This is a genomic window from Acinetobacter sp. ANC_7553 (assembly GCF_056779895.1).
Window position 1 is genome coordinate 153,263 of the sequence record NZ_JBWYIV010000008.1, and the last position, 15,889, is coordinate 169,151.

Annotated in this window: 16 protein-coding genes; 8 read left to right on the forward strand and 8 right to left on the reverse strand. The window is 39.1% G+C overall.

Annotated elements, in window-relative coordinates; genetic code table 11:
- Positions 1-110 precede the first annotated feature (110 nt).
- Both AC1M9I_RS08250 and AC1M9I_RS08255 read left to right on the forward strand, forming a co-directional pair.
- The gene (locus tag AC1M9I_RS08250; RefSeq protein WP_481593406.1) at positions 111-761 is read left to right on the forward strand and encodes an HAD family hydrolase; all 651 of its coding nucleotides are present in this window, start codon (positions 111-113) and stop codon (positions 759-761) included.
- Between the two features lie 184 nt (positions 762-945).
- Entirely contained in the window at positions 946-1,197 is a 252-nt protein-coding gene (locus tag AC1M9I_RS08255; RefSeq protein ID WP_035264173.1) for a DUF2789 family protein, read from the forward strand.
- Between the two features lie 70 nt (positions 1,198-1,267).
- Here the strand turns inward: AC1M9I_RS08255 and AC1M9I_RS08260 are convergent, their stop codons facing one another.
- On the reverse strand, positions 1,268-2,125 hold the full coding sequence (locus tag AC1M9I_RS08260; RefSeq protein ID WP_035264171.1) for a LysR family transcriptional regulator: 858 nt from the start codon (positions 2,123-2,125) through the stop codon (positions 1,268-1,270).
- Positions 2,126-2,255: 130 nt separating this feature from the next.
- Positions 2,256-2,492, reverse strand: a complete 237-nt coding sequence (locus AC1M9I_RS08265; RefSeq protein WP_035264169.1) for a DUF2061 domain-containing protein — start codon at positions 2,490-2,492, stop codon at positions 2,256-2,258.
- A gap of 234 nt (positions 2,493-2,726) precedes the next feature.
- On the opposite strand from AC1M9I_RS08265, the gene leuC reads away from it, so the two are divergent.
- The 4 genes from leuC (at position 2,727) to leuB (ending at position 6,626) form a co-directional block, all read left to right on the forward strand.
- Positions 2,727-4,175, forward strand: coding sequence for a 3-isopropylmalate dehydratase large subunit (gene leuC, locus AC1M9I_RS08270; RefSeq protein ID WP_180028647.1), 1,449 nt, complete (start codon positions 2,727-2,729; stop codon positions 4,173-4,175).
- A gap of 14 nt (positions 4,176-4,189) precedes the next feature.
- Positions 4,190-4,840: a 3-isopropylmalate dehydratase small subunit gene (gene leuD / locus AC1M9I_RS08275; RefSeq protein WP_481588649.1), complete on the forward strand. Its 651-nt coding sequence runs from the start codon at positions 4,190-4,192 to the stop codon at positions 4,838-4,840.
- A 97-nt stretch (positions 4,841-4,937) separates the two neighbouring features.
- Complete coding sequence (locus AC1M9I_RS08280) at positions 4,938-5,516, forward strand: hypothetical protein (RefSeq protein WP_179998722.1); 579 nt, start codon at positions 4,938-4,940, stop codon at positions 5,514-5,516.
- Between the two features lie 30 nt (positions 5,517-5,546).
- Positions 5,547-6,626 (forward strand): 3-isopropylmalate dehydrogenase, encoded by a 1,080-nt coding sequence (gene leuB, locus AC1M9I_RS08285; RefSeq protein WP_481596213.1) that lies wholly within the window; start codon positions 5,547-5,549, stop codon positions 6,624-6,626.
- Here the strand turns inward: leuB and AC1M9I_RS08290 are convergent.
- Together AC1M9I_RS08290 and infA are read right to left on the reverse strand one after the other, a co-directional pair.
- Positions 6,619-6,972 carry a hypothetical protein gene (locus tag AC1M9I_RS08290; RefSeq protein WP_481610907.1) on the reverse strand — a complete coding sequence of 118 codons (354 nt, stop codon included), beginning with the start codon at positions 6,970-6,972 and terminating at the stop codon, positions 6,619-6,621. The genes leuB and AC1M9I_RS08290 overlap by 8 nt on opposite strands.
- A 332-nt stretch (positions 6,973-7,304) precedes the next feature.
- On the reverse strand, positions 7,305-7,526 hold the full coding sequence (gene infA, locus AC1M9I_RS08295; protein WP_004692529.1) for a translation initiation factor IF-1: 222 nt from the start codon (positions 7,524-7,526) through the stop codon (positions 7,305-7,307).
- A gap of 228 nt (positions 7,527-7,754) precedes the next feature.
- Here infA and AC1M9I_RS08300 point away from each other — a divergent pair, with 228 nt between their 5' ends.
- Entirely contained in the window at positions 7,755-8,762 is a 1,008-nt protein-coding gene (locus AC1M9I_RS08300) for an AraC family transcriptional regulator (RefSeq protein WP_035264130.1), read from the forward strand.
- A gap of 48 nt (positions 8,763-8,810) precedes the next feature.
- Here AC1M9I_RS08300 and truA read toward each other — a convergent pair whose 3' ends face one another.
- The 4 genes from truA to asd all read right to left on the reverse strand — a co-directional run bounded on the left by truA (position 8,811) and on the right by asd (position 13,957).
- A complete protein-coding gene (gene truA, locus AC1M9I_RS08305; RefSeq protein WP_092766713.1) occupies positions 8,811-9,608 on the reverse strand; it encodes a tRNA pseudouridine(38-40) synthase TruA in 798 nt (265 codons plus the stop codon).
- Positions 9,609-9,616: 8 nt separating this feature from the next.
- The gene (locus AC1M9I_RS08310; protein WP_035264356.1) at positions 9,617-10,594 is read right to left on the reverse strand and encodes an asparaginase domain-containing protein; all 978 of its coding nucleotides are present in this window, start codon (positions 10,592-10,594) and stop codon (positions 9,617-9,619) included.
- A 37-nt stretch (positions 10,595-10,631) separates the two neighbouring features.
- Positions 10,632-12,554: a hypothetical protein gene (locus AC1M9I_RS08315; RefSeq protein ID WP_481610908.1), complete on the reverse strand. Its 1,923-nt coding sequence runs from the start codon at positions 12,552-12,554 to the stop codon at positions 10,632-10,634.
- 284 nt (positions 12,555-12,838) lie between these two features.
- The gene (gene asd, locus AC1M9I_RS08320) at positions 12,839-13,957 is read right to left on the reverse strand and encodes an aspartate-semialdehyde dehydrogenase (RefSeq protein WP_035264122.1); all 1,119 of its coding nucleotides are present in this window, start codon (positions 13,955-13,957) and stop codon (positions 12,839-12,841) included.
- 186 nt (positions 13,958-14,143) lie between these two features.
- Here asd and AC1M9I_RS08325 point away from each other — a divergent pair, with 186 nt between their 5' ends.
- Positions 14,144-15,268, forward strand: coding sequence for an endonuclease/exonuclease/phosphatase family protein (locus tag AC1M9I_RS08325; protein ID WP_481610909.1), 1,125 nt, complete (start codon positions 14,144-14,146; stop codon positions 15,266-15,268).
- Positions 15,269-15,889: the final 621 nt, after the last annotated feature.

The window sequence follows — 15,889 nt, forward strand, 5'->3', positions numbered from 1 at the left end:
GTTCAAAGTAATAATGTTTTAAAATTGCTATGATCTTAACGAATTTCTATCGACTAGCGGAGATAGATTTACATTTTTTTTCTTAAATTTCAGTTTGAACGAGTAATTTCATGAAATTGGCGTTGTTTGATTTAGATCACACCTTGTTAAATACCGACTCTGACCATTCTTGGGGCGAGTTTTTAGTCAATGAAGGCTTGGTTGATCCAGTTCGACATCGCGCCATGAATGACAAATTTTATGAAGACTACAAAGCAGGACAACTTGATCCAATTGCCTACAACGAATTTGTATTTGAATTTTTAACGCAACATGACAATGAGTATTTGACCGACTTACATCAGCTTTTTATGCAAAAAGTGATTCGACCTCAAATGCGTCCTGAAGGTTATAAAGCGATTCAACGTCATCAAGATGCTGGGCATCAATTAGTAGGGATTACAGCAACATCAGATTTTATTACTGCACCTATTTTTCGTGAATTTGGTATTACAGAAATTATTGCAACCAATGCAGAAGTGGTTGATGGTAAATATACGGGTAAAGTCATTAATATTCCGTGTTATCAAAAAGGTAAATTGGCACGATTAGATCAATGGCTCCAGGGACGAGAAGTTACTGAATCATGGGCATATTCAGACTCCATTAATGATCGATTCTTATTGGAATATGCGGATCATGCGATTGCAGTCAATCCAGATGAGCGTCTTGAAGTATTGGCTAAAGAGCAGGGTTGGGATATCCAAGACTGGTCCATTTAAGACAATTTTATTCTCAAAATTAAAAATTGCTAAAGCCATTGTATCAATGGCTTTTTTTCATTGATCAGCATTGAAATAACTTGAGATGAAATTCAGCATAAATTTACAGACGCTTTCATCCCTTAGTGATACCTTATGCGCAAACAACTAACTTAAAATTAATCAAAATCATAAGGAATACACGATGCTAAATGCAGAGCCAAGAATGACCAACTTATTTGAGCAATTAGGATTAGATTCTAGCGAGCAAGCTATTGCAGAATTTATTGAAACACATCAGTTAGAAGCTGAAACCTTTTTGACTGAAGCAAGTTTTTGGTCTGAAGGTCAACGTCAATTTTTGAAAGAAAAATTATGTTCAGATGGTTCATGGGCATTAATTATCGATCAGCTCAATGAGTCTTTACATGAAGATTCATTGAAGAAAAAAGCTTAAGTAGCTCACTTGTCTTAAAAAGTAAAAAGTCATCTTATTTAGATGACTTTTTAAAGAACGAATGCTGAAATTATTTCATTAAATCAACCAGGGCCTTGGCTGCCTTAGATTGGGTGCGTCCCGGATGCCAAACCATACCCAATTGACGCTGCATTTCTAAATTAATGTCCAGCCTGACTAAGTCTTGATTCACTAAAGTACTTGGTAGGACAGACCAGCCTAACCCAATAGAAGCCAACATGCGAATGGATTCAAGCGGGTTATTACTCATAGACACTTTAGGTTTTAATCCATTTTTTTCAAATTCTGCAAGGGTGATCTGCGCTGTATATGTTTGAGCTGCAGGTAATAAACTTGGGTACTGCATGAGATCTTCAAGGCTTAAATTTTTCATATTTGCCAATGGATGAAAAACTGCAGCAACGAAGACCAATGGATCACTCCATAAAGGAACATATTTTAAACGTTCATCTAGGACTGGGGGTAAGGTTAAGAATGCCAGTTCAAGATCACCCGCTAACACTTTTTCATGAGCTTGTTCTGAATCTACAAAATGCACATCTAATGTCACATCAGGATATTGCTGAACATAGCTTTTTAAATGTTGCGGTAAATGATGTAATCCAATGTGATGGCTGGTACCAACTTTAAGCTTTCCTTTAATCTGATTTTGGTCGTGGCTTAAGGTGTGATGAATATCACCTAGTTCATTTAACCAATTTTTAACTTTAGGAAGCAGGGAATGAGCCGCATGGGTGGCTTGTACACCTCGGCCAGCAGATTCAAATAATTTGACACCAAAATAATCTTCTAAACTATGAATACGTTTGGTGACAGCGGGCTGAGTGATAAATAGTTGATCAGCTGCCATAGAAATCGAACCCGTTTCCATGACTTTTATAAAAGCTTCAAAGGCAGCAAGATTCATAATTTAAACTCGGTTATGAAAATATTATTTAATTATAAAATAAATTTATATCTATTGCGAAGTAATTCTTCATAAACTGTTGCAAAAAAGCCGCATAGTGCGGCTTAGATGAGGAGGATCACAGGTGAAACTATGCGACGATATTTTCTTCCTGTTGTATCGTTTTTTTCTCCCACACGCGTTCGTGAATGAAATAAGCCACGGCTTGTACAGTAGGCTCAAGTAAACTCAAAGTAATTGCCATCCAAATGCTGCCTGTGACAAGGTAGCCTACAATCATGGCTACTGTAATGTGCATAATGTAGTAGCTTAGTGTTTTTTTGAACATGCGTTGATTATCTTCAACAAATTTTTGAATATGTGCCATGTGAACATCCTCAGGTGGTGGTGATCTTGGAGATGGTTAAATGATAAGCATTCTTATTTAATCTGTAAAAGCGAATATTATTTTTAAATTAATCGTTTTTATAGATGGTTTTTGTGTTTACATTGATTCTAAAAAGTTTTTAAACTAATAAAAATGATAAATTAGATTTATGTGAATAGGCCGTTATAATCGTAATTAATGACAGAATTACCCAGTCCAGTGGAGCAAATCGACATGGCAGGCGAAACCCAAAAAGCAGAAACTCAAACAAAAAAAACGTTGTACGATAAATTGTGGGACGATCATTTAGTTAAACAACGCGATGATGGCTCTTCTTTACTTTATATCGATCGTCACTTGTTGCATGAAGTGACTTCTCCACAAGCTTTTGAAGGCTTACAACTTGCAGGGCGTAAACCTTGGCGTTTAAGTGCAAACGTGGCAACGCCTGACCATAACGTACCAACGTCTACGAAAGAGCGTTCTGAAGGGATTGCGGGGATCGAAGATGATACTTCACGTATCCAAGTGCAAACTTTAGATGATAACTGTAAAACATTTAATGTTGCACAGTTTGATATCAACGATGTCCGTCAAGGGATCGCACACGTTGTTGGACCTGAGCAAGGTTTAACTTTACCGGGTATGACGGTTGTTTGTGGTGACTCTCATACAGCGACGCATGGTGCGTTTGGTTGCTTGGCACACGGTATTGGGACATCTGAAGTTGAACATGTATTGGCAACGCAATGCTTAGTTCAAAAGAAAATGAAAAACATGTTGGTACGTGTTGACGGTAAATTAGGTCAAGGCGTAACACCAAAAGATGTGGTTTTAGCGATTATTGGTAAAATCGGTACAGCTGGTGGTACAGGCCATGCCATCGAATTTGGTGGTCAAGTGTTCCGTGATATGTCGATTGAAGGTCGTATGACGGTATGTAACATGGCGATTGAAGGCGGTGCCCGTGTAGGTATGGTTGCTGTAGATGAGAAAACCATTGAATATGTGAAAAACCGTCCTTATGCACCGAAAGGTGAGCAGTGGGATCAAGCTGTAGCTTATTGGAATACTTTACATTCTGATGAGGGTGCACACTTTGATACAGTCGTTGTATTACAAGGTGAAGAGATTGAGCCACAAGTGTCTTGGGGTACATCTCCTGAGATGGTGATTCCTGTTTCTCAAGCAGTACCGACATTAGAACAAGCAAAAGATGATGTACAACGTAACGATTGGACACGTGCTTATCAATATATGGGCTTAACCGCGGGTCAAGCATTGTCTGATATTAAATTGGATCGCGTATTTATCGGTTCTTGCACCAACTCTCGTATTGAAGATATCCGTGCGGCAGCGGAAGTTGCAAAAGGCAAAAAAGTTGCAAGCACGATTAAGCAAGCGATGGTTGTTCCGGGTTCTGGCTTAGTCAAAGCACAAGCAGAAGCTGAAGGTTTGGATAAAATCTTAATTGAAGCTGGTTTTGAATGGCGTGAGCCGGGTTGCTCAATGTGTTTAGCAATGAACGCAGACAAATTACAACCGGGTGAGCACTGTGCATCAACATCAAACCGTAACTTCGAAGGTCGTCAAGGTAATGGTGGTCGTACGCATTTAGTGAGCCCAGCGATGGCAGCAGCAGCGGCAATTGCAGGTCACTTTGTTGATGTACGTTCATTCTAAGAGGAGCAAACAACATGAAAAAATATACCGTTGAACAAGGTATCGTTGCACCTTTAGACCGTGCCAATGTCGATACAGATTTAATTATTCCAAAACAGTTCTTGAAATCAATTAAGCGTACAGGTTTCGGCGCGAATTTGTTTGATGAGTTACGTTATTTAGATGAAGGCTATTTGGGGCAAGACAACTCAAAACGCCCTTTGAATCCAGACTTTGAGTTGAATAAACCACGTTATCAAGGTGCTTCAATCTTGATTTCACGTGCCAACTTTGGTTGTGGCTCAAGCCGAGAACACGCGCCATGGGCTTTAGAAGAATATGGTTTCCGTACCGTAATCGCACCAAGCTATGCAGACATTTTCTACAACAACAGCTTTAAAAATGGCATGTTACCAGTGATCTTGTCTGAAGAGATTGTTGATCAATTATTTAAAGAGTGTGCAGCACAAGAAGGTTATCAGTTAACGATTGATCTTGAAGCACAAGAAGTGCGTACGCCTACAGGCGAAGCATTTAAATTTGAAGTTGATCCATTCAGAAAGCACTGTTTGTTGAATGGTTTAGATGATATTGGTTTAACGTTACAAGCGGCAGAAGACATTCGTGCTTATGAGGAAAGAACTAAAGCTGTTCGCCCATGGGTATTCCAAGAAATCAAAGCGTAACTGATACTTAAAGCTATAGTGCTCTGATTCAAGTCTTGCTAATATCGGTGCAAAATTATTCTTTTAGTTTTGCGCCGTTTGGTGAGGTTGGGCACAAATGAAGGCAAAAGTTTTATTACGCTACGCGTTTTTCGGATTGTCTGTCGCCGTTTTATCCGCTTGTCAGACCGTAGACCGATTACAACTGAAAAAGATTAAAGAAACGCCTGAAACCAGAAATCATGCTTTGATTTATTGCTCAGGAACGCTGAATTGTGAGTTTGAAAGATTCGATGAGCATCCCATTGTTGATGCTCAATCTCGAAGATTAGATCAGCGTGCGATCAAGCAAGGTATCGTGCGATTAAATGCTGGCTCTTTGAAAGATCCGCAAGCCTTATATCTTTCAGTTCCTGCTGGACTGCATGAAGTGGTGGTTCGCTTTTATCCGATTTCAGAGGAAAAAGCAGAAACTATTAATGTTATCCATCGCTTCGAAGCAAAAAAAGATTACCGATTTGTAATGTTTAGAGATCGAAGCAGTGGGAAAAAAAGTTTACTTGATGCTTCTGCACCAGAGCCATTATGTGTTGACTTGTTGCAAGAGCAACAAACCATTCGTCGTTTCTGCAAACCTTATAATGTTCTCAATGGACTAGGCGAGTTTGTGGAACAAAAAAATTTAAAAACACGTTAGTTTATACTAACTTTACAAATGGAAAATCTCATGTCTAAACAAATCTTGATTTTAGCTGGTGACGGCATTGGTCCTGAAATTGTAAAAGCAGCTGAACAGGTCCTCACCCGTGTCAATGAAAAATTTAATCTAGATTTAACATGGGAACAAGGTTTATTGGGTGGCGCTGCAATTGATGCGCATGGTTCACCTTATCCAGAAGTTACCTCTGAACAAGCAAAAAAAGCAGATGCGATTTTGTTAGGTGCTGTGGGTGGTCCGAAGTGGGATACAATTGAGCGCTCAATTCGTCCTGAGCGTGGTTTATTAAAATTACGTAGTGAACTTAACCTTTTCGCTAACTTGCGTCCAGCGATCTTGTATCCTCAGTTGGCAGATGCTTCAAGTTTGAAACCTGAAATTGTTTCAGGCTTAGATATTTTAATTGTCCGTGAATTAACTGGTGGTATTTACTTTGGTCAACCACGCGGTATTCGTGAATTAGAGAATGGTGAGAAGCAAGGTTTTAATACCGACGTATATGCAGAGTCAGAAATCAAACGTATTGCTAAAGTGGCGTTTGAAATGGCGAAACTACGCGGTGGTAAAGTGTGTTCAGTGGATAAGGCGAATGTTCTTGAAGTCACTGAGCTTTGGAAACAAACAGTAACTCAGTTGCATGCTGAACAGTATGCTGACATTAACTTGTCACATATGTATGTCGACAATGCAGCAATGCAATTGGTTCGTGCACCTAAACAATTTGACGTGATCGTAACAGGTAACTTGTTTGGTGATATCTTGTCTGATGAAGCTGCGATGTTGACTGGTTCAATCGGTATGTTGCCATCAGCTTCTTTAGATGAAAATGGTAAAGGGATGTATGAGCCTTGTCATGGTTCAGCACCAGATATCGCAGGTCAAAATATTGCAAACCCATTGGCAACAATTTTATCTGTTGCAATGATGCTTCGATATACGTTCCGTCAAGAAGCTGCAGCAAAAGCGATTGAAGATGCAGTAGGGAATGTTTTAGACCAAGGTTTACGTACAGCTGACATTATGTCTGAAGGCATGAAGAAGGTCGGGACAGTTGAAATGGGTGAAGCAGTTGTTGCAGCGCTTAACTAATTTCAGTTGATTCATTCAAAACGCAGCTTATGAGCTGCGTTTTTTTATTGCCGAGCTTTTGAAAGCGATATTGTTTTTTTAAGCTAAAAACACTTGAGCAAGTCATTAGGTTATCGTAGTACTGATTTACTGAAGTTGTCTGTACAGGAATCATAAAACCATTTTCATCTCTCATCGAATTTCCCATTGGAATCGCGGTGTTGACTATACGTTCAAAAGTGAAAATTTCCCGCTCATCTCGAATCACAAGATTAGACTTCAGATGAATGTTAAAAGAATTCAAATCGGTAGTTTCACGGATATGTTGGATATCTTGCCCTACAAATTGTGAAACATAAGTATTCATATTTTTTTGTTCTGAAAATTTACTGTTTGGCACGCCATAAACAGGAAAAGTGTAAATATGCAGATGGGCAAAAAACACAATTTATTTAGTGCACGAAATAGTGGGGCAGTACGACGATTTTTTTTGTGGTTGAGTGTGTATATGAGGATTGTTTTTATATTTGATTGAAAGTTAAGAATAAATAGTGAGTTTAATTATTCTATATATCTGAATTTATCTCTTATCACAAAGACAGGCGATTGATTTAGCTGAATGAACTTTCTATGCGATTCATAAAATAAAAGTACAAAAACAAAAAAAGCCACTCAATGTGGCTTTTCGCTTACTAACACTTAGCGTGCACGGTAAGTAATGCGACCCTTAGATAAGTCATAAGGTGTCATTTCAACTTTAACACTGTCGCCAGTCAAAATACGAATATAGTGTTTACGCATTTTACCAGAAATGTGTGCAATTACTTCGTGACCGTTTTCTAAACGTACACGGAACATAGTATTAGGAAGCGTTTCGGTGACAACGCCTTCGAACTCGATAAGTTCCTCTTTATTGGCCATAGCCTACCTGATGATCAAATTGGAAAGGCGCAAATTATAGGCAAAATTTTAGAAAAAAACAAGGTTAAACCAAGTTCAGTCGGCGTTTCTATGGTCAAACTTGTCGAACAAACAAATAAAATTTTTAAACAAAAAAATGCTTAACTATGTTGTCAGTTTGGTCAATCGACTGTAATCTAATTCATAAGTTTTAAGTAAATATTAATAACATACAAGGAAGGGCACTGCGTGAGTCAGCTAACTGATGCTTCGGTTGTTCTACGATTAGGTTATCAAGCAATTCGTCGTGCTGGATTGCCCACAGAAGAAATTTTAACAAAAGCGGGTGTGGCCTTAAATCAAGTAGATCAAAATGCGCGTACGCCTTTAAGCGCGCAGTACGCTTTCTGGGTTGCTGCCGAAGAAGTCAGTAAAGATCCAGACATTGGTCTACATTTAGGTGAGCATTTACCACTTTATCGTGGTCAAGTGATTGAACATCTTTTTATTTCATCTGAAAATTTTGGCGAAGGCCTGAAAAGGGCTTTAGCGTATCAACGTCTAATCAGTGATGCATTTCATGCCAAATTGGTTATTGAAGATGATCGTTGCTACCTAACCAATGGTGAACAACCTTTCTCTGAAAATCTAGTCAATCGTCATTTTTCTGAGTGCGCGATTTCAGGCATTTTAAGATTCTTCAAATTTATTACTGAAGGTCGTTTTCAACCTATATATATCGATTTTAACTTTAGCGAGGGTGCTTCAGACGATGAGTATTTCCGTGTATATGAGTGCCCGGTAAGTTTAGGCCAAAAAGAAACGCGACTTTATTTTGATCCTGCAATTTTAGATTATGTACTTTGGCAAGCCGAGCCAGAATTACTTCAACTACATGAGCAGTTGGCGATTGAAAAATTACAGGAGTTGGCTCGATACGATTTAGTGGGTGAGGTGCGCCGTGCCATTGGTTCTACACTTGAGAGTGGAGAAACAACGCTAGAAACTGTGGCAGCTCAGTTGAATATCACCCCACGTCGTTTGAGAACACAGCTCAGTGAAGCCAATACAAGCTTCCAGCAAATTTTATCTGACTATCGTTGTCGTTTAGCTAAAAAACTTTTGGCAAACACCAATGAAAGCGTAGAGAGAATTGTCTATCTGACGGGTTTCTCAGAACCAAGTACGTTCTATCGTGCCTTTAAACGATGGACCAATGAGACACCTGTTGAATATCGTAAGCGTAAACAGCGCTAAAAAAGTCCCTTCTTATGAAGGGATTTTTTTCAATTCAAAATAAAAAATCTATTCAGGCATGTTTAACCAATGAGGGCCTAGCGGAACTTTAGGCAAGTTAAACTCTTCAGGATAGTGTGCTTGGATAAAGTAAAGGCCGTCAGGTGGTGCTGTGATCCCTGCTGCTTTACGGTCTTCTGCTGCGAATATTTCATCAATATGGTCAATGTCGTACATCCCCTGACCAATTTCCAGTAAACAGCCCATAATATTGCGAACCATGTGGTGTAAAAAACCATCTGCTTGGATGTCTAGAACGAGGTAAGCACCGTGTTTGATGAGTTTGCAATGGCTCACATGGCGTACAGGCTGGTTGGATTGACACGCAGCAGCTCTAAAGCTTTCAAAGTTATGAGTACCCTCAAATTTTGAGGCTGCAGCAATCATTTTATCCACATCAAGTGGGTAATAAGCATGCGTTACTTGTTTGTGGAGTAAGGCAGGACGCATGGGTCTGTTATAAACGACATAACGATAACGGCGAGCCTGCGCTTTAAAGCGTGCATGAAAATCACTGCCCATTTCTTGAATCCACTGGATGGCAATATCTTTCGGGAGTGTACTGTTAGCTCCCATAAGCCAGCCACGAATTGGACGTATTGCATTTGTGTCAAAGTGAGCCACCATATTTGTGGCATGAACACCTGCATCTGTTCGACCCGCACCATGCAAAATGATGGGTTCATCAGCAATTTTGCTCAACACTTTTTCCATGGTTTCTTGTACGCTCGGCACGCCTGGTTGCTGTGTTTGCCAACCTCGATAACGAACGCCACTAAACTCAATTCCGATTGCAAAACGTGGCATTTGAACCTCTAATTTGATGAATCATACCAATGCTGTAACCATTGATCTGTGGAGGGGTATTGTAAATACATTTTTAGAATTTTGGCATAAAGATCGGCATCACTGAGTGTATCGTCGATCAAAATATCAGATGCTTTAATCCAACTGCTAATTGCATAGCGTTGATCTAATTCTCCAAACATGACCTGACTACTTAATACAATATGGCAGCCTAAGGCACGAAGCTGCTTCAAAATATCTGTGGTATCCGCATTAATTGCTAAATTACCGGTTCCATATGCTTGAAGTATGAGTACATGAGGCGAGTTGTCGATAAAACGCGTTAAATGCTGATTGAATAATTTGATTTCAATGGGGCGAAGACTCAGATTCGCAATATTGAGTTGTGTCGAGCGTTCAATATGTTGCTCAGTAATGTCGACAAAAGAACTTGATATGGGCTTGATGACATTTGTAAATGCTTCACCACAAAATGCATTTAGTGCCGTGCGATGAGTCTTGACTGCAGTTCTGGCATGAAAAATTTGATGGTTAAAGCATAAGTAAACACCATCAGACACATTTTCCATATATTGGATGGCATGATTCAGATTATCTAAAGCATCGCTCGATGGATGCAAAGATGTCGCTGCATGATTGAGCAGAGGAAATTGGCTACCTGTGATAATGACTCGACACGTATCATGGAGAAATCGAGAAAGAATAGCCGCAGCATAACTCATGGTATCGGTACCATGAATGACAATAAAATTTTGAAATTGTTTAGCTTGCAATTGTTGAATTTTTTGGATTAACAGCAACCAATCACGCGCCGTACATGCACTACTGTCTTTAATCTCATGAGCCTGAACAAGCTCTATTGGATTTTGAACGGGCAAAATTTCTTTTAATTGCGGGAAAAAATCGGCAGCAGGCATAGGCGCTAAAGGTTCACCAACGCAACCAAATGTCCCACCCATATAGATTAAAGCTATTTTTGAACTCATAAAAAAAGCAGCCTGATTAGACTGCTTCATATTAAGATTAATTGGAATCAGATTCCATGCTCTCTCGGAGTTTTGCTGCACGCATTTTTTGTTCGTCATTGTAATGCGATTCATATTCCGTAATTAATTTTTCTGCTTCATCAAACGCGCCAAATTTAATGTATTGATCCGCTAAATCTAAGTTAAGTTGAATTTCATCAACGTTGAGTAATTCAGGAAAACGTTGTACAAGAGGATCATCAGGACGATTCGGATTCATTTTTATCGCAGATGTTTCATGCGAATGACTCTTTTGCACATCCACGTTTTCATCTGATGAATTGAGGTCAAAATTAAACTCGTTTATCGGTTCAATTGAGCTTTCTATTGTAGATTTTGAATCAAGATTTTCCTCAAAGTCGAAAGTTACAAAATCTAAATTTTGATCATTCACGCTTTGTTCTGGAACTTTTGCTGAGCTAGATATTTCAGCATCAAAGTTAAAATCATCTGAAAGATCAAAAGTGAGTTCATCCTTAGATGTTGTTTGAGAATGAGGCTGTTCCGACTGATCTGAAAAGCTAAATTCCAATGGATCTATTTCAATATTCAGTTCTTGTGGATTTTTTTCTAATGGAGAAGAGCTCAGTGCTGAATGAGAGAGATCTGTTTTTTCAACCCATTCTTGACTTAAATCAAGTGTGAAGTCGAGATTTTGGATGGACTCATTTTCTGAAGCAAGGTTCTCAGCATCAGTTGAGTGCACTGATGCTGTTTGTGATTTATTTTCAGACTGAAAACTGGAGAAATCTAAATCAAACTCTAAGGGTGCGCGATCTTCAGTCGATTGATTGGTTGTTTCAGATTCAGTCTGTGTTTGAGCATTTGGCTCGAAAGTTAAATCTGTCGTTATAAATTCTAAAGGTGTTTGCTCTTTTGATGCAGGAGTCTTCTCATCATCTTGCTCGAATGGGTGTTGTGAGGTTGGTTGCGGTGTATCTTCCATAAAAAAATCGAGTTCAAAATGCTCGTTTTGCGATGGAGTCTGTTGTTCAGTTGCCTGCTGATTTTCAGCCTGATCAGAAGGGAGCTGGTCAATGATTTCTTCATTGGTTTTATTGAGCGTAAACTCTTCTGCTAAATCCAGCTGTTCTGAGCTAAATACAAAATGAGCAGTAGGTTCAGCAGAGACATGCTCAGTTTCTTCCTCAGGAGTGCTTTTCTTCTCTTTGGCTTGTAAGGGATGTGGGTTTTGTTCTGTTTCAAACACAAATGTTGAGGTTTGAGAAGGAAGAGAAGATTGCTCTGTGGTCTCATTTGTTTCAGTGGGTGTGCTTTCCTGAGTGCTATGTTGTTCATCCTGTGATTTGATGAGATGATCAAAGGCTTGTTCTGATTGCACTGCAGGGATTTCAGTTATAAAACTGGTGCTATGAAACTGTGCAGCATGACGAGGCTGATTCTCGGTGTTCGATATATCCCGTGATTCTTTCGCAATTTCTTTATTCTGTTCCGCTTCTTTTGCAGCTTTAAGTTTGTCTTCAGCTTCATCCGCAATGTAATGTAATCCAGTGGAGCGTAAATAATTACTTAATTGTTTTAAAGCAAATTCATCATTCTGTAGGATGTGAATATCAATCAAATACGAGTAAAGCTCATGTTGTCTAGGATCACGATTCAATGCTTGATTGATTTTTGCTTCGGCTGACATATAGCTTTCTGATTGAATTAAGTATTCAATGCTGGCTTTAAGTTCATCAGCCACTGGTTCGGCACTTAAGTCTTGTGGTGCGCCATGACCGTGCTGTGAATAGGCTTGTTGTGGGGTGGAGCGAGTTTTAGGTCTTTTCTTAGCGCGTTTTACACTCACATTTTTTTTAGATTTTGTTGATCCTGTGTCACCATTTTTTTGTTTATCCTCACGTTTTTTGAGCACCAGTGCGATTAACAGCAAGACGACAAATGGAATGACATACAACATAATTTTTCCCCTTCATTGAATTCAATGAATTTATTGCAAATCTAATACCTGAGTGCTCGAAATATTGGACTGTTTTTAATCTCGATTTTTTATATTCTCAGTTCATCATTATGCATCGATCAAGATGTTCGAAATAAGAAGTGATGAGATTGTAATTTAACTGTTTTTTGTATAGATGTCATAATATTTCCTTTCAAATAGCACTCCAAGCTCTAATCAATTCAAATTGCATAAAAAAAGCCGATCTAATCAGACCGGCTTTTTATTGAAGTGACTATTAAAAATTAAGCATTTTTATAGTCAATCAAGATGCGTAGCATACGGCGTAAAGGTTCAGCAGCACCCCAAAGTAATTGGTCACCAACAGTGAACGCGCCTAAATACTCTTTACCCATATTAAGTTTACGTAAACGACCTACTGGAACAGTAAGCGTGCCTGTTACTGCAACAGGTGTAAGATCAGTCATTGATGCTTCACGTGTGTTCGGCACAACTTTAGACCAGTCATTTGCACTTGCAATGATGTCTTCAATTTCATTTAAAGGAACATCTTTACGAAGTTTTAAAGTCAATGCTTGTGAGTGACAGCGCATTGCACCAATACGTACACAGTGACCATCAATAGGTACAATTTGTGAATTACCAAGAATCTTATTGGTTTCAACTTGACCTTTCCATTCCTCTTTCGATTGACCGCTTTCAAGCTGTTTGTCGATATAAGGAATTAAAGAACCTGCTAAAGGTACACCGAAGTTTGCTGAAGGGAATCCTTCACCACGTTGTAATTCAGCAATTTTAGAGTCGATATCTAAAATTGGAGAACGTGGATCGTCTAATAGATCTTTTGTATTGTTATACAAATAGCCCATACCTGTGATGAGTTCACGCATGTTTTGCGCACCCGCACCAGAAGCAGCTTGGTAAGTCATTGAAGTCGCCCATTCAACAAGATTGTTTTGGAACAGACCACCAAGACCCATTAACATCAATGAAACAGTACAGTTACCGCCTACAAATGTTTTCGTACCTTTTACCAAACCGTCTTTGATCACATTCATGTTGACTGGATCTAATACGATGATTGCTTCATCGTCCATACGCAATGTAGATGCAGCGTCAATCCAGTAACCATTCCAACCATCAGCTTTCAACTTAGGGAAAACTTCAGTGGTATAATCACCACCTTGGCAGGTAATAATGACATCCATTTGCTTCAGACTATTAATGTCTGTCGCATCCATAAGTGCTGGGGCAGTTTTACCACCAAACGCAGGGGCTTCACCACCTGCATTACTGGTAGAGAAGTAGAATGGCTCAAAATGAGCGAAATCATTCTCTTCAACCATACGTTGCATAAGGACGGAACCAACCATCCCGCGCCAACCGACCAGACCTACTTTCATGTCACTTTGCCTCGGTGCGTTAAAATAAAAAAGGGGGTTCGAGTGTATCAAAAGAGTGTATAACTGCAAGTGGTACACAATCAAAACAGCAAATATATTGTGCAATATATCTTGTTTATGTTACATGCAAAACTAATATAAATTTATGAATCATCGAAAAATTAAGAATATATAAAGAGAAGCGCTATGCTATGGATTGAGATACTGGCTGTTGTTGTGATTTGGTTAAGTTTTTGGTCTTTGATTCCGCGTGATGAGTGGTGGTTTCGAGGTGCCGATTTTCCAAGACTACAAATTTTAGCCCTAGGCTTTATCGCATTTATCCTCCTGTTGATTTGGGATGGGGAATGGGATTTAAGACGCCAAGTCATATTTGTTGGATTAATTGCTGCATTAGCATATCAATTGAAGATGGTTTTGCCTTATACCTTAATTTGGAAAAAACAGGTGAAACAGGTCCAACCAGATCAACTTGATCCATCAAAGCAAATCTCTTTAATTGTGTCGAATGTTTTAACACCAAATACAGAATATCATCGTTTGATTGAACAGATTCATCAGCATCAACCCGATATCGTATTGATGCTTGAAACAGACCAAACCTGGCAGAATGAACTTTCAGTCATCGAAGCGGATTATCCTTATCGTGTTCCAGTACCTTTAGATAATCTCTATGGAATGCATCTCTACAGTAAGTTGGAATTGAGTGATACCGAAGTCAAATTCATACTGAGTAATGAGATTCCTTCTATTCATACCACAGTGAAATTACGTTCTGGACAGCCAGTTCAATTATATTGTTTACATCCCAAACCGCCGAGTCCAACTGAAGCCAAAGACTCTACATTACGTGATGCTGAATTGTTGATTGTGGGTGATCAAATTAAAGACTTGGATGAAAGTTGCATTGTCATGGGAGATCTAAACGATGTGGCATGGTCTCGTACCACACGACTATTTCAACGTATTAGTGGTTTATTAGATCCGCGTGTTGGACGTCATTATGTCAATACCTTCCATGCGGACTATCCGCTATTACGATGGTCACTCGATCATGTATTCCACAGCACTGATTTTGCTTTGGTGAAAATGGAGCGATTACCGCATATTGGTTCGGATCACTTTCCTGTGTACGTTGTTTTACAAACTGGACGAAAATTTGAGCAAGTACAGCAAGAATTAGAACAAACGGATGCTGATGAGCAAGAGGCTCAGGAGGCGATTCAAGAAGGTATTGCGAAAGCTGAGAAAGAAGAGAAACAAGTGACAGATGAAATTGCGCAAGATTATAAAGATGGCAAACAAGTGTGAATGGATGCGTGTAAGAAATTGCTTACAATGAATGTGTCTGTTGACCCATAGTCACGAAGCAAGCTTAAGCGTAATCTAAGCTTATCGGCACAGGGAGTGGGAATGGAATGATCCCAATATGGAAGACGACGCCGATGGAAAATCATCATGGAGATGATGTAGGAAAGGAAAGCCAATAAAACAATAATATGATTTTTGAAAAGCACAACCTCATCGACCCGAGTTCTACAGGATGTAGAACTCGGGTTTAGTTTATGGTGGGTTTAACTGTTTAAATGCATACAGGTCGAATGAATTAAATCTCGTTATTCAGCTCTAATCTTTTATTAATGCTATGATTTGCCAAAATGAAAATATTGAGCAGATGGAGTATGACTTTGTTTCTTAAAAATATGAAAGACATAACTACAAGCAAATCCTTCGCTTCGATCGTTGTGTTAAATGTACTAATGAGTACCAACGTTTTTGCACAAGAAGCTGATGAAAAAATGATGGATGCGGTTGCATCTCAAGAACAGGTCGCGAACACTGAAGCTAAAGAAGCTAAAGAAGCTAAAGAAGCTAAAGAAGCTAAAGAAGCTAAAGAAGCTAAAGAAGCTAAAGAAGCTAAAGAAGCTAAAG